This is a genomic window from Sinorhizobium alkalisoli, assembly GCF_008932245.1.
In the GTDB taxonomy this organism is placed as follows: Bacteria; Pseudomonadota; Alphaproteobacteria; order Rhizobiales; family Rhizobiaceae; genus Sinorhizobium; species Sinorhizobium alkalisoli.
Genome location: NZ_CP034909.1, coordinates 2,970,001 through 2,992,268, shown reverse-complemented (window position 1 = coordinate 2,992,268; position 22,268 = coordinate 2,970,001). Strand labels below are relative to the sequence as shown.

Here is a 22,268-nt window from a genome sequence, read left to right as displayed (position 1 = left end):
GCCGTCCTTTTTCGTAATTGCTTGACTTCGGTCAAAGTTGCGGGGATTGAGTTGAACTAGCTATCTTGGAACAGTTCAAAACTGAGGGCCATTTGCCGCAGGCAACGGGGGCTTTCCGGGGTTGACCCTCTGACCGCTTTCAAGGAACAAAGGCGGGCAGGGTTGTGGAGATGATGATGGATTTCGAGAGTTTCTTCAAAGCCGAGTTGGACGGGCTGCATCAGGAAGGCCGCTACCGCGTATTCGCCGATCTCGCCCGCCACCGTGGCGACTTCCCGAAGGCGACACGCTACACGGCCGAGGGCAGCCAGCAGGTCACCGTCTGGTGCTCGAACGACTATCTCGGCATGGGCCAATCTCCGGTGGTCGTCGAGGCAATGAAGCGGGCGATTGACGAATGCGGCGCCGGCGCCGGCGGTACCCGCAACATCTCCGGTACCAACCATTATCACGTCCTGCTCGAGCGCGAGCTTGCCGACCTGCACGGCAAAGAATCCGCGCTGCTGTTCACTTCGGGATACGTGTCGAACTGGGCCGCCCTTGGAACTCTCTGTTCCAGGATTCCCGGCATCATCTGCTTCTCGGATGCTGGGAATCACGCTTCGATGATCGAGGGCATTCGTCATTCGAAATGCGAACGCGTCATTTTCAAGCACAATTCGGTGGCCGATCTTGAAGCCAAGCTCGCGGCGGCCGATCCGCGCGCGCCGAAGATCATCGCCTTCGAATCGGTCTATTCGATGGACGGCGACATCGCGCCGATCAGGGAGATCTGCGATCTCGCCGACAAATACGGCGCGATGACCTATCTCGACGAGGTGCATGCGGTCGGCATGTATGGCTCGCGCGGCGGCGGCATCGCCGAGCGCGAGGGGCTGATGCATCGCCTGACTGTAATCGAGGGCACGCTCGGCAAGGCATTCGGCGTCATGGGCGGCTATATTACCGGTTCGGCGGCGCTCTGCGATTTCATCCGCTCCTTTGCCTCCGGCTTCATCTTCACGACTGCCCTGCCGCCAGCGCTCGCCGCCGGCGCGCTCGCCTCGATCCGGCATCTGAAGGAGAGCCAGGTCGAACGCTTCGCGCATCAGGAGCGGGTGCGACGCTTGCGCTCGCTGCTCGACAAGCGCGGCATTCCGCACATGCTCAATCCGAGCCATATCGTGCCGGTGATGGTCGGCGATGCCGCCAAGTGCAAATGGATCTCGGACCTGTTGCTCGACAATTGCGGCGTCTATGTGCAGCCGATCAACTATCCAACGGTGCCGAAGAAGACCGAGCGCCTGCGTATCACGCCGACGCCGCTGCATTCGGATGCCGATATCGATCACCTGGTCGGCGCCCTGCATTCACTCTGGTCGCGCTGCGCGCTGGCAAGGGCGGTGGCGTAAGCGCTCACGAGCCGAAGCCCCTCATCCCGCAAACGGGGAGAGGGGACGGACTTGCACCTTCTCCTCATCTGTGGGTGAATGGGTGGGGTGGGAAGCACGCCGCGAGTCTCCTTCGCCCCGCTTGCGGGGAGAAGGGCGGATGAGGGACAGTTCGAACCGAATATCGCGTGTTATTCAATCAACCCGGCCGCAGTATGCCGGGCTTTTTCATCCGCCGCGAAGACATCGTCCATGGTGGCGGCCGCCGGCAGGTCAGCCAACGCATCCATCACCTCCTCGACGATTTCCGCCATCGCCAGGAAGCCGATCCTCGCCTTGATGAAGGCTTCGAGTGCGGTTTCCTTCGCGCCGTTTAGCACCGCCCCCTGCACGCCGCCCGCCTCCATCGCCCGGCGCGCCAGGCGGAGCGCCGGGAAGCGGATTTCGTCCGGTGCTTCGAAATCGAGCCGCGCGAGCTTTGCGAAATCGAGCCGCTCGACCGGCAGCGCTGAGCGCTTCGGATAGGAGAGCGCATAGCCGATCGCCGTGCGCATGTCGGGACAGCCGAGTTGCGCCAGCACCGATCCGTCGCTATAGCCGACCATGGAATGGATCACCGATTGCGGATGGACGATCACCTCGATCTGATCCGGACGCAGCCCGAAGAGGTGGCGCGCCTCGATCATTTCCAGCGCCTTGTTGAACATCGAGGCGCTGTCGATCGATATTTTCAGCCCCATTGACCAGTTGGGGTGGGCGCGGGCGATGTCGGCGGTGACGTGCCGCATCTCCTCGAGCGACTTGGTGCGGAACGGGCCGCCGGAGGCCGTCAGGATGATGCGTTCGACCGCGTGTCGCTGCTCGTTTTCGAGGACCTGAAAGATGGCATTATGTTCGCTGTCGACGGGTAGCAGCCGCGCGCCCCCCTTGTGGACCGCTTCCAGGAAGAGGCTGCCCGCGGAAACGAGGCACTCCTTATTGGCAAGCGCGATGGCGGCGCCGCGCCGCGCGGCGGCAAGGGTCGGAGCAAGCCCGGCATTGCCGACGATTGCCGCCATCACCCAGCCGGCGTCGCGCTCGGCCGCCTCGATAAGGCCGCTGCGGCCGGCCGCCACGGCAATGCCGCTGCCGCTCAGGGCCTCCTTCAATTCGCCGTAGCGCTCCGCGTCGGCGGTGACCGCAAGCTCCGCCCCCAGGCGGCGCGCCTGTTCGGCGAGCAAGGGTATGTTGCCGTTTCCGGTGAGTGCCGCAATCTCGAAATTCTTACGGCCGCCGAGTCGCTCGATCACGTCGAGCGTGCTGGTGCCGATCGAACCGGTGGAGCCCAATATCGTCAGGCGGCGCTTCTCGTCGCCGGATGCCATTGCCAATTCCCGTATTCTTCTGGTTCTGGAGTTTCCCATAGGCTCTACAGCCGAAAGCCCTCGGCAACAAGGGCGGAAGCCGCCGCTCTTCTCTTTCCGGCACCGCTGCGCTAAGAATCCGCCTGGCTGCAACCATGCGTCGCTCTCTGCGCGAGGAACTTCCCATGTCAAAGACCCTGACGGCTGCCATGTGCGCCTGCGTGCTGATCGAAGTTGCCTCCATGAATACGGTCGCCGCCGAGAACGTGCCGCAGGAGCTCGTCGGTTCCTGGCGCGCCGAGGCGATCGGCGGCGAAGGCGTCGTCGACGAATTCGAGACGGAACTGGATATCCGGGAGGACGGTACCTATGGCGGCATGGGCGGCTGCAACTTTTTCACCGGCGCCTTCACCCTCTCGGGCAAGACCATCACCTTCGGACCCACCGCCGCGGCGCGCAAGATGTGCGAACCGGCCATCATGGAGCAGGAGCAGAAGTTCTTCGACGCTCTGCGGAATAGGCTCGACTGGAGTATAGATGGCACAAGGCTCACGCTGGCGGGCGCCGACGGCACTCCGGTCATGCGGCTCGTATCGACCGAGGCCGCGGCAGCGGGCGGGGCGGAGGTCATCCTGCGTGTGCCCGGTGCCGGCGCTGTCGACCGGCAGACGGTGCGATACGATTGCGCCGGGGAGGGCGTCGACGCCGAATATATCAATGCCGGCCCCCTGTCGCTTGTCACCTTCTCGATCGGCGGCCACTACATCGCCGCCTCGGGAATTATCTCAGGCTCGGGCGCGCGCTATGCTGGCGGACGCTATATCTGGTGGACCGAAGGCGAGGAGGCGACGCTCTTCGACGTGACGAAGGGCGAGGAGGATCCGGGGGTGGTTTGCGTCAAAAGGGGATAGAGGCGCAACGGAGGTAGCGATCCTGGGGCCCGGCGGAGCTTGGGACGACCGCACGGATGGTCTCCCCGGCTCTGTCCGCAGCTTTGCGTAACGTATGCAGATTGCATGCGACCCGATCGAGGCGGCCCGTGCAAATAGGGGCCGCCTCTGCTCAATGCCGGATCAGAATGGCGAATCCGGGAAGTAGAAGTCCTGCGCATTATCCTCGGTCACGAGCGTTGCGTCGATCGTGTAGACACCGCGGACTGGAACCTGACTGTAGAAATTGGCAGCGGTCATCTCGAGCGCAGTACCGATCATCGCCGGCGGATAGAGCACGTCGACCGGGATCATCTTGTCGCCGTCCATGACCTTCTTGATCATCTCCTTCGAGCCGGCACCGGCGATGACGTACTGGATGTCGGTGCGTTTCGCCTGTTCGATGGCCTGCAGCACGCCGACAGCCATGTCGTCGTCCTGGCACCAGACGACATCGATCTTCGGGTACTTGGTCAGGTAGTCCTGCATGACCTTGAAGGCATCGTCGCGATTCCAGTTGCCGTACTGGCGGTCGAGAACCTTGACGTTCGACCCCTCGATACCCTTGTCGAAGCCGTCCTGGCGCTGCTGATCGATCGGGATCGGCAGGCCGCGGATTACGACGACTTCGGCATCCGGTGTCGTTGCCTTGATGTACTCACCAGCGACCTGGCCGAGTGCCGGGTTGTTGCCCGCAACGTAGAGATCACGTACGGATGCGTCGTTGACGCTCGGCGCACGATCGACCAGGGCGACAAAAGTACCCTTGCCTTTCACTTCCTTGATGGCGTTGACGAGCGGATCCGGATCGGTCGGCAGAATGACCAGAGCGTCGATGCCTTGTGTCTCGAGATCCTGCACGGCGTTGGCTTGGCTCGCCGGATCGGGCGAGGTCTTGACGATCACGTGGAGACCCGGATTTCGCTCCATCAGGAGCTTTGCGACCCGTTCGGCATGGAAGACCACACCGGCCGTCCAGCCGTGATCGGCTGCCGGTATCGACACGCCGATCGTCACTTTCTTTTCCTCCTGCGCATGCGTCACGCCGGTGAGGGCGGTCATGGCCGCGAGGGTCAGGCCGAATAGCTTCTTACGCATTATGTACCTCCCAATACAGGTCAACCTTTTGCAGGCCGGGAGACCTGTGGACCCGGCTGTCTCACGATTTGCGCACCAGCGAGCGCTGGACGAGCATCGCAATGATGATGATGGCGCCCTGAATGGCGCCGATCAGGTATTCGCTGATGAAGTTGGACAGCAGCATGATGTTGCCGACCAGCTCGAGGATGAAGGCACCGCAGATTGTGCCCCACACCCGACCCGCCCCACCCTTGAGTGCCGTGCCGCCGATCACGACGGCTGTGATCGCCTGCAGTTCCCACAGGATGCCTGTGGTCGCCGACGTCGAGCCGAGGCGCGGCACGTAGAGCAGCACGGCTACCGCTACGCACAGCCCCTGGATCACGAATGCGACCGTGCGAACGCGATTGACGGAAATGCCCGAGTATCGCGCGACGTCACGATTGGAGCCGACGCCGACGACGTGCCGCCCGTAGCGGGTGCGGTAGAGAATGAAGGCGGCGACGGCGGTCACACAAAGAATAACGACGATGGGAACCGGCACGCCGAAGATCGTGCCGAAATAGACGGGACGGTACATCTCCTGGAGCTGAGGCTCCTTGAGCGTGATTGCTCCGCCCTGCGAAAGCCAGGTCGTCAGCCCCCGATAAATGCCCATGGTGCCGAGCGTCGCTATGAAGGGCTCGATCCTGCCGACCGTCGTGATCAGACCGTTGGTGAGGCCACATAGCGCACCGGCAATTATCGTGAAAAGGATAGCCGTCAGGAGCATGAGCACCGGATCGGCAATTACGCCGGAATTCATGAAGAGGATCATCAGGCTGGCGATGAAGGCGACCATTGCGCCGACGGACAGGTCGAGATCGCCTGAGGAAATCACGAAGGTCGCCCCGACTGCGATGATGGCGATGAATGCGCTTCGGGTGGCGACGTTGGCGAGATTATTGATGCTGATGAAGTTGGGATTGACCAGCGCGCCCACCAGGAGGAGCAAAGCCAGCGCAACGAATGGCGCCACAGCCCTCAGATCAATGTCACGCCAGCTGCGGCGGCGGATCGCCACCTGACTGCTTTCCTGGTTCACGCTCATATCCAATCGGGCCTCCGCCTCACCTTTCGGGAATTGCATTGTTGCCGTCGGCGGCAAAGGATCCGCCCGCGCGGATCAGGCCGCCTTCTTCTTCAGACCTGCGGCGTAGCGCATGATCTCCTGTTCAGAGATCTCATCGCCCTCGAGTATGCCGGCAATTTGGCCTTCCCGCATGACCGCTACGCGACTGCAGAGGCCGATGATCTCCGGCATCTCGGACGAAACGACGACGATCGAGCGGCCATCCCGGGCCAGCGCCGAGATGAAGTGATAGATCTGCTGCTTGGTGCCGATGTCGATGCCCCGCGTCGGCTCGTCGATGATGATGATACTCGGATCAGTTTCCATGACCTTGGCAAGCAGGAGTTTCTGCTGATTGCCCCCCGACATGCGTCCGGCGACGATAGTGTCGTCCCTGACGCGGATATCGAAGCGGCGGCGAGCCCTGACGAGAGCCGCTTGCTCGCTTGCCGGGTCGAGATAGCCGAGGCGGGTATGGCGGCCGAGCGACTGCAGCGTCAGGTTCGCCATCATCCCGGCATTGAGCAACAACCCCTTGGCCTTTCGATCCTTGGTCATGTAGACGAGGCCGGCCTTATTGATCGCATGGACATCACCTGACGGTACCGGCTGGCCGCGAACCAGTACCTCGCCTTTCAGGCGCGAGCGAAGTCCCACGATCGCTTCCATCAACTCCGTTCGGCCGGAGCCGATCAGCCCTGAAAAGCCGAGGACCTCGCCGCGGCGAACCTCGAAACTCGCGTCCCGGACATAGCCGGTGGATACCGAACTGACCCGTAGCACCACTTCTTCGTCGACGTTGGGCTCGCTTTTACCGGGGTAGAGGCTCGATAGTTCGCGGCCGACCATCAGCTGGGCGATAGCCTCGCCGTCGAGGGTGGAGGTGGGCGCCGTCTTGATCCACTGGCCGTCGCGCAACACCGTTACACGATCCGTCAGTTCCATGACCTCGTCGAGCTTGTGCGACACGAAGACGAAGCTGGTGCCCTTTTCGCGCAGCTTGCGCACCAGCTGGAACAGGAAGTACGTTTCCTCGCGCGACAACACTGCCGTCGGCTCGTCCATGAAGACGACGCGCGCGTCACGGCTGATGGCTTTGGCGATCTCGACCATCTGCCTTTCGGCAATCGACAGAGAGCCGATCATCGCGTTTTCGTCGACGTGAGAGCCGAGGAGATCGAGGACGCGGCGTGTTTCCGCACGCATGAACTTGCGGTCGAGAACTCCGAAACGGGTTACCTCGCGCCCGAGAAAGAGGCTCTCGGTGACGGTGAGATGTTCCGCCAGATTGAATTCCTGATGGATAATGACAATGCCGAGCGCCTCGGCGGCACCGTTGGGCGGAAGCGTCACGGATTTGCCGTCTAACAGGATCTCGCCCGAGGTCGGCTGCTCGAAGCCGGAGAGAATCTTCACGAGTGTGGATTTGCCGGCGCCATTTTCACCCATCAGCGCGTGGATTTCGCCCTGGCGCAGCTCGAAATCGACGCTGAACAGCACCTGCACACCGCTGAACGATTTGCTGACGCGTCGCGCGGACAGCACGACGGGAGCGCTTTCGACGACGTCCGTGCCCATGTTCCCCTCCCTGAGGCCTCCACCTCATTTTTGTTGATGTAAACCTTTACACCGGCCGATGTAAAGGTTTACATGCTGTTTGTCCGACAATTTTTTCTGGTCGCGCATTTGACCGTCGGGCAAGTCTGTGTAGTGTCTCGCCATAGAGTCCGAGGCCAATCGAGTGTCCAGTTCCCCGCCCGCCACCATCGAAGATGTCGCACGGATGGCCGAAGTGTCGATCGCGACAGTTTCGCGGGCCATTCACATGCCGGAGAAGGTCGCCAAATCGACCAGACTCAAGGTCAATCAAGCAATCGCGATAACCGGCTACACGCCCAATGCGATGGCGCGCAGCCTAAGGCTCGGGCGCTCGAATATGATACTCGTGGTCGCGCCCGATATTGGCGACCCGAATTTCTCCAGTATTCTGGTGGGCCTTGAAAACGAAGCCCGGGCCCACGGCTACGGCGTGCTGATCGGCCACACACAAAACGACGCGCAGCGTGGGCTGGAATACCTGAAATTCTTCAATTCGAACCAGGCCGCGGGCATGATCCTGTTCACGGGCATTCTTCCTTTCGGTCACGAGGCCATGACCGCACGTCTGCCGCCGACCGTGGGCGTATTCGAGCCGGTCTTCAATGGCGGCATTCCTTATGTCGGGGTCGACGATGTCCAGGGTGCTCGCAAGGCTGTTGACCTCCTCATTTCGGAAGGTCACCGGCGAATTGCATTCATCGGGGACTCCAGCACGCGCCTTGCCTATCGTCGCCGTCGGTCGGGATACGAAGCAGGGCTTGCTGCGGCCGGCATTCCCTTGAGACGGCAATTGGTCCTTGAAGGTGACGGATCGGTGGAAAGCGGAAGGCTCGCGCTGGAACAGTTCTTCATGCGCGATGATCTTCCCACCGCCTTCATGTGCGTCAACGATCAGACCGCCCTTGGCGTCGCTCTCGGGGTGAAGGCACGCGGCTACGAAATACCGGACCATTTTTCGATCACCGGTTTCGATGACATCCCGCAAGCGAGTTTCATGACCCCCTCCCTGACCACAATCCGCCAGCCACGCACCGCGATCGGCAAGCATGCAATGGCATTGCTGCTCGACATGCTTTCGGACCGGGCAGCTTCCGAAACGGAGATCCTGCTCAGACCCGACCTGGTGGTGCGCAACTCCGTTGGGCCACCCCCAAATGGGCGATGAGGGGTTCTGGAGCCGCGCCATAGCGGTCCGTCCGGTAGCATCATGCGCCGGCGGGCTGCCCGGTTACTACGCTGCTTTGGCAAGGGAAGAAATGGTGATCCCGGCGCGATTCGAACGCGCGACCCCCAGATTAGGAATCTGGTGCTCTATCCTGCTGAGCTACGGGACCACTTGCTATAGACCCATACAAAAGCGAGGCTTGTTCGCCAAGTGTTTTTCGATGGCGTCGCCATTTTGGCGGATGGACTAGCGGCGCCAACGGAGCGGATGCTAAGCAAGGGTGACGGCGGCCTCGGGGAGAGGCGCCATCTGAAAGACACCATCCTGGGACGTGATCCACACATGTTCATCGGTATCGATTGGGGCGGCACGAAAATGGAGGTCATCGCGCTCGGCCGCGATGGCGGCACGCGTGCAAGGCACCGGGTTCCAACCCCGACCGGCGGCTATGACGATTGCGTCCGTGCCGTGGTCGACCTCGTGGCCGCCGCGGAGCAGACGGCGGGGGAGCGCGGGTCGATCGGCATCGGCATCCCCGGCAGCCCCAATCCGCGCACCGGCATCGTGCGCAATTCCAATGCCGTGCTCATCAACGGCAAGTCGCTCGGGCGCGACTTGGAAGCGGCCCTCGGCCGGCCGGTGCGCCTTGCCAACGACGCCAATTGCCTGGCGGTCTCCGAAGCCGTCGACGGAGCCGGCAGGCAGGCGCGCATCGTCTTCGGCATCATTGTCGGCACCGGTCATGGCGGAGGGCTGGCAATCAACAAGAAGGTTCACGCCGGCTATCAGGGCATTGCCGCCGAAATCGGGCATTATCCGCTTCCCTGGATGAGGCCGGAAGAATATCCCGGCCACAGGTGCTGGTGCGGCAAGCTCGGCTGCCTCGACATGTATGCCTGCGGCACCGGGCTCGAGCTCGACTATCGCACGACCACCGGCGTCGACCGCCGCGGCCGCGACATCATCGATTTGAAGCGCGCGGGCGACCCCGCCGCGACCGGCGTCTATCAACGCTTCGTCGATCGCCTCGCCCGGAGCCTCGCGCTTCTAACCAATATCGTCGATCCGGATGTCTTCGTGCTCGGCGGCGGCATGTCCAATGTCGACGAGATCTATGGTGAACTGCCGAGCCTGATCACCCGGTACGTCTTCGCCGACAGTTTCGAGACGCCGATCCTGAAGGCGGTGCATGGCGACAGTTCCGGTGTGCGCGGCGCCGCCTGGCTCTGGAAGGAGTAAGTTCGGAGCGCGGCGACGATTTATCGCCCGATCCGTGCGTCTAATTGAAACAGAACCCGCTGAGGTATCATGAACATCGACAACGACCTGCGCCGTATCGCGCTTCAGGAACAAGAGCTGCAGTTCGACCGCTTAGACCTCGACGCTGCCTGGCTGCTCGGCTCGACGCTACGCGGCATGGCCGCCGAGCGCAATCTGGGTGTCGTCATCGACATCACGCTTTTTTCCATGCCGGTCTTCTATGCGGCGCTCGAAGGGGCGACGCCGGACAATCCAAACTGGGTGCGGCGCAAGCGCAACACGGTGTTCCGCCTGTTCAGAAGCAGCTATGCCACCGGCTTGAACCTGCTCAAGCAGCAGACGAACCTGCAGGCGAAGCTCGGCCTGCCGGATGCCGACTACGCGGCCCATGGCGGCAGCTTTCCGATTGTCGTCAAAGGCACCGGATGCATCGGCGCCGTCACGGTTTCCGGTCTGCCGCAGCGGGATGATCACAATCTGGTCGTCGAGGCGCTTTGCGAGGTCCTGGGCGCCGACCATGATGCACTGAAACTCGAGGACTGAGAGAGAACGCGCAGGGTATGGACATTCACTTGCAGGCACGGGAGTTCGACCGCTGGCTCGCCGAGGCGGCCCTGCCGCTCTGGCGGCAGAAGGGCTATGACGCGGTCGGCGGCGGCTTCGTCGAAACGATCGACCTGCAGGGCGAGCCGACCCGCGCCGCTCGCCGCTCGCGCGTGCAGCCGCGGCAGGTCTATTGCTTCGCGGAAGCGGGGCGGCGCGGCTGGAGCGGCGATTGGCGCACTGTCGTCGAGGGCGGGCTTCACTATTTCGATAGGGTCTACCGTCAGCCGAGCGGCTTTTACGGGGCGCTTGCTGATGCCGACGGCGAGATCATCGATACCGGCTTCGACATATATAACCAGGCCTTCGCGCTGCTTGCCTTCGCCCATCTGGGCGAAGTCGTGCCGGAGCGAAACGCGGAGATGGCTGAGCGCAGCAACGAGATGAGGCTCAGCCTCGAGGCCCATTGCAAGCATCCGATCGCCGGCTTCGAGGAGGACAATCCGCCGCGTTTGCCGCTCTGCTCCAATCCGCATATGCACCTCTTCGAGGCCTGTCTCGCCAGTGAAGAGGTGGAACGCTTCGACCGGGTCGCGTGGGCCAATCTTGCCGACGAGATCGCGCATCTGGCGATGGAGCATTTCGTCGACGCCGAAACCGGCGCCTTGCGCGAGTTCTTCGACCATGACTGGGCGCCCTTTCCGGGGGAGAAAGGCCGGATCGTCGAACCCGGCCACCAATTCGAATGGGCGTGGCTGCTTCTTCGCTGGGCGGAGCGGCGCGGCAAGTCGCAGGCGATCGTTACGGCGCGACGGCTCTTCGAGATCGGCGAGACGCACGGCATCTGTGAGCACCGTGGCGTCGCCGTCATGACGCTCTTCGAAGACTTTTCCGTCGCTGATCCGGTGGCGCGGCTCTGGCCGCAGACGGAATGGCTGAAGGCGGCGATCCGATTCGCGGCCTTGGGCGAGGGCGCGGAGCGGACGCGTTATCTCGCCTCGGCTTCACGCGCAGCGGCCGCGCTCGACCGCTTTCTGCAAACACCGGTTCCCGGTTTGTGGCGCGACAAGCTGAAGGCGGACGGCACCTTCGTCGACGAGCCCGCGCCGGCCAGCAGCTTCTATCACATCCTCTGCGCGATCTACGAACTTGAGGATTGCCTCAAGCGGATGTGAGATTGCCTCCAGCACCGTGGTCGACGCACATGCGATGCTGCAAGCCTGCGAGGGGCTGCATCTTCCGGCCATTCCGCCCTTCAGAGAACGAGTATCTGCCGCCCGCCGCGATTACGGCGGGCTTTTTCTTGCCGGAAGTCAAATTGTGATCTCCTCGTATGTTGACATAAAGATATGTTTATGTGAGTTAGTTGATGTCGTTTTCAGAACGGGAGATTTCCCATGGCCGCCAACTCCCTCTTCGGAGATGTTTCACCGAAGCCTGACGGATCGGAAATCTTCCGGGCCCTGCGTCAGGCGGCGGCAGAGCGCATCCTGATCATGGACGGCGCCATGGGAACGGAGATCCAGCAGTTCGGCTTCGCCGAGGATCACTTCCGCGGCGCCCGGTTCGGGGGCTGCAGCTGTCACCAGCAGGGAAACAACGATCTTCTGACGCTGACGCAGCCGAAGGCGATCGAGGACATCCACTATCGCTATGCCATTGCCGGCGCCGACATTCTCGAAACCAACACCTTTTCCTCGACCCGCATCGCCCAGGCCGATTACGGCATGGAGGACATGGTCTATGAACTGAACCGCGACGGCGCGCGGCTTGCCCGGCGGGCGGCCAAGCGCGCTCACGCCGAGGACGGCCGGCGACGCTTCGTCGCCGGCGCGCTCGGGCCGACGAACCGCACCGCGTCGATCTCGCCGGACGTCAACAATCCTGGCTATCGCGCCGTCGGCTTCGACGATCTGAGGCTCGCCTATGCCGAACAGGTCCGCGGGCTCATCGACGGCGGCGCCGACATCATCCTGATCGAGACGATTTTCGACACGCTGAACGCCAAGGCGGCGATCTTTGCAACGCAGGAAATCTTCGCCAAGAAAGGCGTTCGTCTGCCGATCATGATCTCAGGCACAATCACCGATCTTTCCGGCCGCACGCTTTCCGGCCAAACGTCGGAAGCCTTCTGGTATTCCGTGCGCCATGCGGAGCCTTTCACGATCGGGCTCAACTGCGCGCTCGGCGCCAATGCCATGCGCGCCCATATCGACGAGCTTTCGTCGGTTGCCGATACGCTTATCTGCGCCTATCCGAATGCCGGCTTGCCGAACGAGTTCGGCCGCTATGACGAGAGCCCCGAGGCGATGGCGGCGCAGATCGAGGGTTTTGCGCGCGACGGGCTCGTCAATATCGTCGGCGGTTGCTGCGGCTCGACGCCCGACCACATCCGCGCCATTGCCGAGGCCGTCGAAAAATATCCGCCGCGCGAGATTCCGCAGATCGAACGGCGCATGCGCCTTTCCGGCCTCGAGCCGTTCACGTTCACCGACGAGATTCCCTTCGTCAATGTCGGCGAGCGCACCAATGTCACCGGTTCGGCGAAGTTCCGCAAGCTGATCACCGCTGGCGACTATGCCGCTGCCCTCGACGTCGCACGCGATCAGGTGGCGAACGGCGCCCAGATCATCGATGTCAACATGGACGAGGGCCTGATCGACTCGAAGCAGGTCATGGTCGAGTTCCTGAACCTCGTCGCTTCAGAGCCGGATATCGCCCGCGTGCCGGTGATGATCGATTCCTCGAAATGGGAGGTGATCGAGGCCGGCCTCAAATGCGTCCAGGGCAAGGCGCTGGTCAATTCGATCTCGCTGAAAGAGGGGGAGGAGGCGTTCCTGCATCACGCCCGGCTGGTGCGCGCCTATGGCGCTGCCGTGGTGGTGATGGCCTTCGACGAAAAGGGGCAGGCCGACACGAAGACTCGCAAGGTCGAGATCTGCCGCCGTGCTTATCGGCTGCTCACTGAGGAGGTGGGCTTCCCGCCGGAGGACATCATCTTCGACCCCAATATCTTCGCCGTTGCGACCGGCATAGAGGAACACAACAATTACGGCGTCGATTTCATCGAGGCAGCACGGGAAATCACTGCGTCATTGCCGCATGTGCACGTCTCGGGCGGCGTCTCCAACCTTTCCTTCTCCTTCCGCGGCAACGAGCCGGTGCGCGAGGCGATGCATGCGGTCTTCCTCTATCACGCCATCCAGGCCGGCATGGACATGGGCATCGTCAATGCCGGGCAGCTCGCGGTCTATGACGCGATCGACCCGGATCTGCGCGAGGCCTGCGAGGACGTCGTGCTCAACCGCCGCCAAGACGCGACGGAGCGGCTCCTGGAGATCGCCGAACGCTATCGGGGGCAGGGCGGCGCACAGGGCAAGGAAAAGGACCTCGCCTGGCGGCAATGGCCGGTCGAGAAGCGCCTGGAGCATGCGCTCGTCAACGGCATTACCGAATTCGTCGAAGCGGACACGGACGAGGCGCGGCGTGCCGCCGAGCGCCCGCTCCATGTCATCGAAGGGCCCCTGATGGCGGGCATGAACGTCGTCGGCGACCTCTTCGGGTCCGGCAAGATGTTCCTGCCGCAGGTGGTCAAATCGGCGCGGGTGATGAAGCAGGCGGTCGCCGTGTTGCTCCCCTACATGGAGGCGGAAAAGGCGGCCAATGGCGGCGACGCGCGCGAAAGCGCCGGCAAGATCCTGATGGCGACCGTCAAGGGCGACGTGCACGACATCGGCAAGAACATCGTCGGCGTCGTGCTCGCTTGCAACAATTACGAGATCATCGACCTCGGCGTCATGGTGCCTTCCGCAAAGATCCTCGAAGTGGCCAGGGAGCAGCAGGTCGACGCCGTCGGGCTTTCCGGCCTGATCACGCCGTCACTCGACGAGATGGTGCACGTCGCCTCCGAACTGGAGCGCGAAGGTTTCGACATTCCGCTGCTGATCGGCGGGGCGACGACCAGCCGCGTCCATACGGCGGTGAAGATCAATCCGCGCTACACGCTCGGGCAGACCGTCTATGTCACCGACGCGAGCCGCGCCGTAGGCGTCGTCTCGAGCCTGATGTCGCCTGAAGTGCGGATGGCCTACATGGAGACGGTGCGCGCCGAATATCTGAAGGTTGCCGAGGTGCATGCCCGCAACGAGGCGGAAAAACGCCGCCTGCCGCTTTCACAGGCCCGCGCCAACGCCCACAGGCTCGACTGGAGCGCTTATCGGCCGAAGACGCCCTCTTTCCTCGGTACCCGCGTATTCGAGAGCTGGGACCTCGCAGAGCTCGCGCGCTATATCGACTGGACGCCCTTCTTCCAGACCTGGGAGCTGAAAGGCGTCTATCCGCGGATTCTCCACGACGAGAAGCAGGGACGGGCCGCCCTCCAGCTCTTCGAGGATGCCCAAGCGATGGTCGCAAAGATTATCGCGGAGAGATGGTTCGCACCGAAGGCGGTCGTCGGCTTTTGGCCGGCCGGTACGGTCGGCGACGATATCCGCCTCTTCACCGATGAGGCGCGTGAGAGCAAGCTTGCCACGTTCTTCACGCTCCGCCAGCAGCTTGCAAAGCGCGACGGCCGAGCGAATGTCGCGCTCGCCGATTTCGTCGCGCCGGTCGAGAGCGGCACGCATGATTATCTCGGCGGCTTCGTGGTGACGGCCGGCATCGAGGAGGTGGCGATTGCCGAGCGTTTCGAACGCGCTAACGACGATTACTCCTCGATCATGGTCAAAGCGCTTGCCGATCGCTTCGCGGAAGCCTTCGCCGAGCGCATGCACGAATATGTGCGCAAGGAGCTTTGGGCCTACGCACCGGAGGAAGCCTTCACACCCGAGGAACTGATCGCGGAGCCCTATCGGGGCATCCGCCCGGCGCCCGGCTACCCGGCACAGCCGGATCATACGGAGAAGGAAACACTGTTCCGGCTCCTGGATGCCGAGGCTGCGATCGGTGTCAGGCTGACGGAGAGCTTTGCGATGTGGCCGGGCTCCTCGGTTTCCGGTCTCTATATCGGCCATCCGGATGCCTATTATTTTGGTGTGGCCAAGATCGAGCGGGATCAGGTCGAGGACTATGCCGAGCGCAAGGGCATGGATGTTCGCGTGGCAGAGCGCTGGCTGTCGCCGATCCTGAACTATGTGCCGATGCCGGAGACGCAAGCGGCGGAATAGGCCGGCGTTCTACCGGTTTGCCGCCAGGATCATCTCGGCCGCCTTCTCCGCGATCATGATCGTCGGCGAGTTGGTGTTGCCGGAGGTGATGGTCGGCATGATCGAGGCGTCGGCGATGCGAAGGCCGTCAAGGCCGCGGAGGCGCAAGTGCGGATCGACGACGCTTTCGGGGTCGGCGCCCATCCGGCATGTGCCGACGGGGTGAAAGATCGTCGTACCGATATCGCCCGCCGCTCGCTTCAGTTCCTCATCGGTCTCGTAGGCCGGGCCCGGCTTGAACTCGACCGGATCGTAGCGCGCGAAAGAGGGCTGCGCGACGATGCGGCGGGTGAGCCGGATTGCCTTCACAGCCACCTCGCGATCGGTCTCGGTACTCAGATAATGGGGGCGGATGTCGGGTGCCGCGGCATAATCCGGGCCATTTAGATGCACCGATCCGCGGCTTTCCGGCCTCAAATTGCAGACGCTGGCCGTGATCGCCGGAAATGGGTGCACGGGCTCGCCGAATTTTTCCAAGGTGACCGGCTGCACGTGATATTCGAGGTCCGGCGTCTCCTTTTCCGGTCCGGAGCGGGTAAAGATCCCGAGCTGGCTTGGTGCCATCGCCATCGGCCCGGAGCGGCAGACGAGATATTCGAGCCCGATGGCAGCCTTGCCGAGGAGGGAGTTCGCCTTCTCGTTCAACGTGGGTACGCCGGTGACCCTGTAGGCGAGGCGAAGCTGCAGGTGATCCTGCAGGTTGGCGCCGACGCCGGGCAGGTCGTGACGGACTTCGACGCCGTTCTGCCGGAGGATTTCCGGGTCGCCGATGCCCGAGAGCTCCAGAATGTGCGGCGAGCCGATGGCGCCGGCCGAAAGCACTGTCTCCCGGCGGGCCCGCACGCGCTTGGTGACGCCGTCGTGTTGGAATTCGACGCCGGCGACACGTCCCTCTTCGAGAATCAGCCTCCGGACATGCGCTTTGGTCATGATCGTGAGATTGCGGCGGCGCCTGGCCGGCTTCAGGAAAGCCTTGGCGGTGTTCCAGCGAATTCCTGAGCGCTGGTTGACATCGAAATAGCCCGAGCCCTCATTGGTGCCGCGGTTGAAATCGTCCGTTTCCGGAATACCGGCCTCGGCCGCCGCCTTCTGGAAGGCGTCGAGTACAGCCCAGCGGACACGGGCCTTCTCGACCCGCCATTCGCCGCCGGCGCCGTGCATGGCGTCGCCACCGAGATAGTGGTCCTCGGACTTCTTGAAGAGCGGCAGAACCGCTTCCCAGTTCCAGCCGGTGCAGCCGAGTTGGCGCCAATGATCGTAGTCGCGCGCCTGGCCGCGCATGTAGATCATGCCGTTGATCGAGGAACAGCCGCCGAGCACCTTGCCGCGCGGATAGCCGAGCGACCGCCCGTTCAGCCCCTCCTCCGGTGCGGTGGTGAAGCACCAGTCGGTGCGCGGATTGTTGATGCAATAAAGATAGCCGACAGGAATGTGGATCCAGTGATAGTTGTCGCGGCCCCCGGCCTCGAGCAGCAGCACGCGATGCGCCGGATTCTCCGAAAGGCGGTTGGCGAGAACGCAGCCGGCGCTTCCCGCTCCAGCGATGATGAAATCGAAGGTATCCATGGGCTTTCTCTGGTATCGGCACGGCTAAAAAGCAATCGGGCAACTGGCGTCAGTGCGAGTGGCGGTACTCGAAGCCGAGTTTTCGGCCGAGGCGTGAATTGTAGAACTCGCCGACAATGCCGCGGCGGAAGACGAGCACGCAGGCCATGAAGACGAGCCCGGTGATGATCGTCACCGGAAATTCGGACGTCGCCAGGTAGTTCTGGAGGGTCACCACGAGTCCGGCGCCGAAGAGCGGCCCGATCAGCGTGCCGATGCCGCCAAGCAGCGTCATCAGAATGACCTCGCCCGACATCTGCCAGCCCACATCGGTCAGCGTCGCAAACTGAAAAACGAGCGCCTTCAGGCCGCCCGCAAGGCCCGTAAGCGCCGCCGACATCACGAAGGCTGCTAGCTTGTAGTTTCTGACCGAATAGCCGAGCGAGATCGCGCGCGTCTCGTTCTCGCGGATTGATTTCAGGATCATGCCGAAGGGCGAATTGATGATCCGCCAGATGATGCCGATGCCGATGACGAAGACGGCGAGGACGAAATAATATATGTTCATCGGTCGGGAAAGATCGAGGAAGCCGAAGAGGTAGCCGCGCGGCACCGACTGGATGCCGTCCTCGCCATGGGTGAATTCGGCCTGCAGACAGAAGAAATAGAACATCTGCGCCAGCGCCAGCGTGATCATCGCAAAATAGATGCCCTGGCGACGAATGGCAAAGAAGCCGACCACCGCACCGAGAAAGGCAGCGCCGATCACGCCGACGAGGATGCCGAGCTCGGGCGGGAGGCCCCATTCCTTGACCGCATGCGCCGTGAAATAGGCCGCGCCGCCGAAGAAGGCGGCGTGGCCGAAGGATAACAGCCCCGTATAACCGAGAAGCAGGTTGAACGCGCAGGCAAAGAGCGCAAAACACAGAAGCTTCATCAGGAAGACGGGGTATAGGAAAAGCGGTGCGAAGATGAAGAAGGCGAGACCGACGCCGAGAAACACCGTCTGGGCGACGACGGGCGAGCGTTCCTTCCGCTTTTCAAGTTCGAGTGTCAGCGTCATATCAGGCATCCCGGCCGAAGAGGCCTGCTGGCCGTATCAGGAGAACGATGGCCATGATCACGAAGATCACGATGTTCGAGGCCTCTGGATAGAAGACCTTGGTCAGTCCCTCGGCGACGCCGAGCAGGTAGCCGGTGACGATCGCGCCCATGATCGAGCCCATGCCGCCAACGACCACCACGGCGAAGACGACGATGATGATGTTCGATCCCATCAGCGGCGAGACCTGATAGATCGGCGCGGCAAGCACGCCGGCAAGGGCGGCAAGCGCCGCGCCGAGTCCATAGGTGAGCGTCAGCAGGGACGGTACATTGATGCCGAAGGATTGCACCAGCACCGGATTTTCCGTCGCAGCGCGCAGATAGGAGCCGAGCTTGGTCTTTTCGATAACGAGCCAGGTTCCGAGGCAGACGATCAGCGAAAAGAGGATGACCCAGCCGCGGTAGACGGGCAGGAACATGAAGCCCAGATTCGTGCCGCCGGTCAGAAGCGCGGGCGTCGCATAGGGCTGGCCGGAGGCGCCGTAAAGGTAGCGGAATGTTCCCTCGACCGTTAGCGCCAGTCCGAAGGTGAAGAGCAGGCCGTAAAGCGGGTCGAGCGAATAGAGTCGCCGGAGCATGGTCCGCTCGACCGCCGCGCCGAGAAGACCGACGAGAACCGGCGCGAGCACGAGCGCCGGCCAATAACCGATGCCGAGATACGAGAGAAGCAGCCAGGCGACGAAGGCACCCAGCATATATTGCGCGCCATGGGCAAAATTGATGACGCGCAAAAGGCCGAAGATGATCGCGAGGCCGAGGCTCAACAGCGCATAGAAGGAGCCGTTTATGAGCCCGATCAGGAGTTGCCCGAGAAGCGCCTGGAGCGGAATCCCGAAGATCATCGTCATGGCTTAAACCCCGAGCACATCATGCAGCATGTCCATGCGCTCGGGCAGTTCCGACACCGGGAACTCGCCGGCGATCCGGCCATGGTCCATGAGATAGAAACGATCCGCGACCTTGCTTGCAAAACGGAAGTTCTGCTCGACGAGGAGGACCGTCATGCCGCGCTCTTTGAGCTTCTTCATGACCTCGCCGATACGCTGCACGATGACCGGCGCGAGACCCTCGGTCGGCTCGTCGAGCAGCATCATCCGGACGCCGGTGCGCAGGATTCGGGCGATCGCCAGCATCTGCTGCTCGCCGCCGGAGAGCCTGGTGCCCGGGCTGTTGCGGCGCTCGTGGAGGTTGGGGAAGAGTTCGAAGATCTCGTCGATCGTCATCCCGCCTGTCGCGACGGCGGGCGGCAGCAGCAGGTTCTCGTAAACGGACAATGTCGAGAAGATGCCGCGTTCCTCGGGCACGAAGCCGAGGCCGCGATGGGCGACGCGATGGAGCGGCAGACGCATCAGATCCTCGCCGGCGAAACGGATGCCGCCCTTGCGTTCGCGCACGATACCCATGATCGCCCGGAGCGTCGTCGTCTTGCCGACGCCGTTGCGGCCGAGCAGCGTCACCATCTCGCCCTCGCCGACGGTCATGTCGACGCCATGCAGGATGTGGCTTTCGCCATACCAGGCATTAAGGCCCGAGACTTCGAGATGCGGTTTCATCTCAGGTCTCCTCCGTGCCCAAATAGGCGGTGCGCACGCGCGGATCGTCGGAGACGGTGCCATAGTCGCCTTCCGCCAGGATCTCGCCGCGCTGGAGCACCGTGACGTGATGGCAAAGGGTGGCGACGACCGACAGATTGTGCTCGACCATCAGCACGGCGCGTTCGCGCGCAACCTCGCGGATGATCTCGGCCACCATGCCAACGTCCTCATGACCCATGCCGGCTATTGGTTCGTCGAGAAGCATCACCTTTGGATCGAGAGCCAGCGTCGTGGCGATCTCCAGCACGCGTTTGCGGCCATAGGAGAGATCGGCGGCAATGGCGTGGCGCTCCTTTTCGAGCCCAACGGAGCGGATCAGTTGATCGGCCCTGGCGTTCAGGGCATCGAGCGCCGAAAGGGGTTTCCAGAATTGGATCGCAAGATGGTTCGGCCGCTGCAGCGCGACGCGGACGTTGTCGAGTACCGACAGATGCGGAAACACTGCCGAGATCTGGAAGGAGCGCACGAGGCCCATGCGGGCGACCTTGTCCGGCGCCATATTGGTGATGTCCTCGCCGAGCAGGATGATGGTTCCGTGGGTCGGCTGCAGGAACTTGGTCAAGAGGTTGAAGACGGTCGTCTTGCCGGCTCCGTTCGGGCCGATCAAAGCGTGCACGCGGGCATGCTGGACGTCGAGGTCGACGTTGTTGACGGCGGTGAAGCCGCCGAAGTCGCGGCGGAGACCGCGGGCGGAAAGAACCACCCGCGGCGCGCCGTTCTCGGCAGGCACGGCGACGCTCATTGCCCGCCGCCGATCAGGACTTCACCAGTTCGCAGCCGCTCTCGGCCGGATCGATGAAAGCTTCTTTGCCGGGAATGGTCGCAAGGACGTTGAAATAGTCCCACGGCTCCTTGACTTCGTCGGGCTTCTTCACCTCGAGCAGATACATGTCATGGATCATGCGGCCATTCGGCGCGACGGTTCCGTTTTGCGCGAAGACGTCATTGACCGGCATCGCGTGCAACGCCTTGGAAACAGCGTCGGCATCGTCGCTGCCGGCTTTTTCGATCGCCTTCAGATATTGCAGAACGGCCGAATAGGTGCCCGCATGGACCATGTTTGGCATCTTGCCGGTGCGTTCCATGAAGCGCTTGCCGAACTTGGCGCTTTCCTCGTCCCTATTCCAGTAGAAGCCTTCGGTGAGCGTCAGGCCCTGCGCGGCGTCGAGGCCGAGGCCGTGCACCTCGGCCAGCGTGAAAAGAAGCGCCGCAAGGCGCTGCCCGCCCTGGACGATACCGAATTCTGCCGCCTGTTTAATGGCGTTCGAGGTGTCGAGGCCGGCATTGGCAAGGCCGATCACCTTGGCCCCGGAAGACTGGGCCTGAAGCAGGAAGGACGAGAAATCGGTGGTCGCCAGCGGATGGCGAACGGCGCCGACGACGGTGCCGCCGTTCTGCTTGACGAAATTGCCGGTATTTTCCTCGAGCGAATAGCCGAAGGCATAGTCCGCCGTCAGGAAGAACCAGCTGTCGCCGCCCTGCTTGACGAGCGCACCGCCGGTGCCCACGGCAAGCGAATAGGTGTCATAGGCCCAGTGGAAGCCATAGGGGCTGCATTGCTTGCCGGTGAGTTCCGTCGTCGCGGCGCCCGTGACGATGTCGATCTTTTTCTTTTCTTTCGAGATCGCCTGGACGGCGAGCGCAACGGAAGAGGTGGTGAGCTCCATGATGCTGTCCACCTGCTCGGTGTCATACCACTGGCGTGCAATGTTGGAGGCGATGTCCGGCTTGTTCTGGTGATCGGCTGTGACGACTTCGACCGGAACGCCGAGAACCGTTCCGCCGAAATCCTCCACCGCCATCAGCGCGGCCTCGTAGGAGGACTTGCCACCGAAATCGGCGTAGACGCCGGATTGGTCGTTGAGGATTCCGATCTTGACCTTGCCGTCGGATGCATCGGCGAAAGCCGCCGTGCTGCTGGCAAGCATTGCAAAGGCGGCGACCAGTGTCTTACGCATCATATTTCCTCCAAAACATCAGAGCCGTCTGCACGAGTTCTCTTGAACGCGGAGTGGTTCCCGGGACGCTTTCAGCGTTTCGGGCGGCAACTCGGTTCATTCGCTCTGTTCAGATTTGGCCAGACATGCTCCTCCTACGTCCGGCTCTTCTTTTACCATCGGGAAAATTTCGCTTTGACGCAAGCGTGTCAAACCTTAAATTGCAAACAGGATCTGTTCATTTCTGAACAGACGGGAGGCGGCGGCATGAATGCGAATTTCACCTGGGACGATCTGCAGTTCTTCCTGGCGGTCGCGCGGACCGGTCAGCTTTCCACGGCGGCACGGCGGCTGAGGACCAGTCACGCGACCGTGTCGCGCCGCATCGACCGGCTCGAATTCTCCCTCAAGGTCAAGCTTTTCGAGCGCAATCCGCGCGGCTATGTGTTGACCGCAATGGGCCAGCGCTTCGTCGAGACCGCC

18 protein-coding genes and 1 tRNA gene (1 of these 19 running past the window's edge) are annotated in these 22,268 nt (G+C 62.5%); 8 read left to right on the top strand and 11 right to left on the bottom strand.

What is annotated here, in order from left to right:
• The first annotated feature begins 176 nt into the window (after window positions 1-176).
• Window positions 177-1,391, top strand: a complete 1,215-nt coding sequence (hemA, locus tag EKH55_RS14390; protein WP_069458651.1) for a 5-aminolevulinate synthase — start codon at window positions 177-179, stop codon at window positions 1,389-1,391.
• A gap of 170 nt (window positions 1,392-1,561) precedes the next feature.
• On the opposite strand, the gene dxr is transcribed toward hemA, so the two are convergent.
• Window positions 1,562-2,734, bottom strand: coding sequence for a 1-deoxy-D-xylulose-5-phosphate reductoisomerase (gene dxr, locus EKH55_RS14385; RefSeq protein WP_151611661.1), 1,173 nt, complete (start codon window positions 2,732-2,734; stop codon window positions 1,562-1,564).
• Window positions 2,735-2,898: 164 nt separating this feature from the next.
• Here dxr and EKH55_RS14380 point away from each other — a divergent pair, with 164 nt between their 5' ends.
• Entirely contained in the window at window positions 2,899-3,624 is a 726-nt protein-coding gene (locus tag EKH55_RS14380; protein WP_069458649.1) for an META domain-containing protein, read from the top strand.
• A gap of 162 nt (window positions 3,625-3,786) precedes the next feature.
• Here EKH55_RS14380 and EKH55_RS14375 read toward each other — a convergent pair whose 3' ends face one another.
• From EKH55_RS14375 to EKH55_RS14365, 3 genes are all read right to left on the bottom strand, one after another.
• On the bottom strand, window positions 3,787-4,740 hold the full coding sequence (locus tag EKH55_RS14375) for a substrate-binding domain-containing protein (protein ID WP_151611660.1): 954 nt from the start codon (window positions 4,738-4,740) through the stop codon (window positions 3,787-3,789).
• A gap of 61 nt (window positions 4,741-4,801) precedes the next feature.
• Entirely contained in the window at window positions 4,802-5,812 is a 1,011-nt protein-coding gene (locus tag EKH55_RS14370; RefSeq protein WP_069458647.1) for an ABC transporter permease, read from the bottom strand.
• Between the two features lie 75 nt (window positions 5,813-5,887).
• Window positions 5,888-7,411, bottom strand: coding sequence for a sugar ABC transporter ATP-binding protein (locus EKH55_RS14365; protein ID WP_069458646.1), 1,524 nt, complete (start codon window positions 7,409-7,411; stop codon window positions 5,888-5,890).
• A gap of 163 nt (window positions 7,412-7,574) precedes the next feature.
• Between EKH55_RS14365 and EKH55_RS14360 the strand changes: the two genes are divergently transcribed.
• Window positions 7,575-8,597 carry a LacI family DNA-binding transcriptional regulator gene (locus EKH55_RS14360; protein ID WP_151611659.1) on the top strand — a complete coding sequence of 341 codons (1,023 nt, stop codon included), beginning with the start codon at window positions 7,575-7,577 and terminating at the stop codon, window positions 8,595-8,597.
• A 92-nt stretch (window positions 8,598-8,689) separates the two neighbouring features.
• Here the strand turns inward: EKH55_RS14360 and EKH55_RS14355 are convergent.
• A tRNA-Arg gene (locus tag EKH55_RS14355) sits at window positions 8,690-8,766 on the bottom strand.
• A 173-nt stretch (window positions 8,767-8,939) separates the two neighbouring features.
• Here EKH55_RS14355 and EKH55_RS14350 point away from each other — a divergent pair.
• From EKH55_RS14350 to metH, 4 genes are all read left to right on the top strand, one after another.
• A complete protein-coding gene (locus tag EKH55_RS14350) occupies window positions 8,940-9,836 on the top strand; it encodes an ROK family protein (protein WP_151611989.1) in 897 nt (298 codons plus the stop codon).
• A gap of 69 nt (window positions 9,837-9,905) precedes the next feature.
• Window positions 9,906-10,400 carry a heme-degrading domain-containing protein gene (locus EKH55_RS14345; protein ID WP_069458643.1) on the top strand — a complete coding sequence of 165 codons (495 nt, stop codon included), beginning with the start codon at window positions 9,906-9,908 and terminating at the stop codon, window positions 10,398-10,400.
• A gap of 17 nt (window positions 10,401-10,417) precedes the next feature.
• Window positions 10,418-11,575, top strand: a complete 1,158-nt coding sequence (gene pmi, locus EKH55_RS14340) for a mannose-6-phosphate isomerase Pmi (protein WP_151611658.1) — start codon at window positions 10,418-10,420, stop codon at window positions 11,573-11,575.
• Between the two features lie 222 nt (window positions 11,576-11,797).
• Entirely contained in the window at window positions 11,798-15,565 is a 3,768-nt protein-coding gene (metH, locus tag EKH55_RS14335) for a methionine synthase (protein WP_069458641.1), read from the top strand.
• Between the two features lie 9 nt (window positions 15,566-15,574).
• Here the strand turns inward: metH and EKH55_RS14330 are convergent, their stop codons facing one another.
• The 6 genes from EKH55_RS14330 to EKH55_RS14305 are packed head-to-tail and all read right to left on the bottom strand — an operon-like array spanning window position 15,575 to window position 21,806.
• Window positions 15,575-17,170 (bottom strand): GMC family oxidoreductase, encoded by a 1,596-nt coding sequence (locus tag EKH55_RS14330; RefSeq protein WP_151611657.1) that lies wholly within the window; start codon window positions 17,168-17,170, stop codon window positions 15,575-15,577.
• Window positions 17,171-17,219: 49 nt separating this feature from the next.
• Window positions 17,220-18,221, bottom strand: a complete 1,002-nt coding sequence (locus EKH55_RS14325; RefSeq protein ID WP_069458639.1) for a branched-chain amino acid ABC transporter permease — start codon at window positions 18,219-18,221, stop codon at window positions 17,220-17,222.
• The gene (locus tag EKH55_RS14320) at window positions 18,214-19,101 is read right to left on the bottom strand and encodes a branched-chain amino acid ABC transporter permease (RefSeq protein WP_069458638.1); all 888 of its coding nucleotides are present in this window, start codon (window positions 19,099-19,101) and stop codon (window positions 18,214-18,216) included. The genes EKH55_RS14325 and EKH55_RS14320 overlap by 8 nt, the downstream gene beginning before the upstream one ends.
• Window positions 19,102-19,104: 3 nt before the next feature.
• Window positions 19,105-19,806 (bottom strand): ABC transporter ATP-binding protein, encoded by a 702-nt coding sequence (locus EKH55_RS14315; protein ID WP_069458637.1) that lies wholly within the window; start codon window positions 19,804-19,806, stop codon window positions 19,105-19,107.
• Window position 19,807: 1 nt separating this feature from the next.
• Entirely contained in the window at window positions 19,808-20,590 is a 783-nt protein-coding gene (locus tag EKH55_RS14310) for an ABC transporter ATP-binding protein (RefSeq protein ID WP_069458636.1), read from the bottom strand.
• Window positions 20,591-20,603: 13 nt separating this feature from the next.
• Window positions 20,604-21,806, bottom strand: a complete 1,203-nt coding sequence (locus tag EKH55_RS14305) for an ABC transporter substrate-binding protein (protein WP_069458947.1) — start codon at window positions 21,804-21,806, stop codon at window positions 20,604-20,606.
• Between the two features lie 246 nt (window positions 21,807-22,052).
• On the opposite strand from EKH55_RS14305, the gene EKH55_RS14300 reads away from it, so the two are divergent.
• Window positions 22,053-22,268, top strand: partial view of a LysR family transcriptional regulator gene (locus EKH55_RS14300; protein ID WP_069458635.1) — the start only. Its footprint extends 732 nt past the window's final position; only the first 216 of its 948 coding nucleotides appear in the window; the start codon lies at window positions 22,053-22,055; its stop codon lies off the right edge, out of view.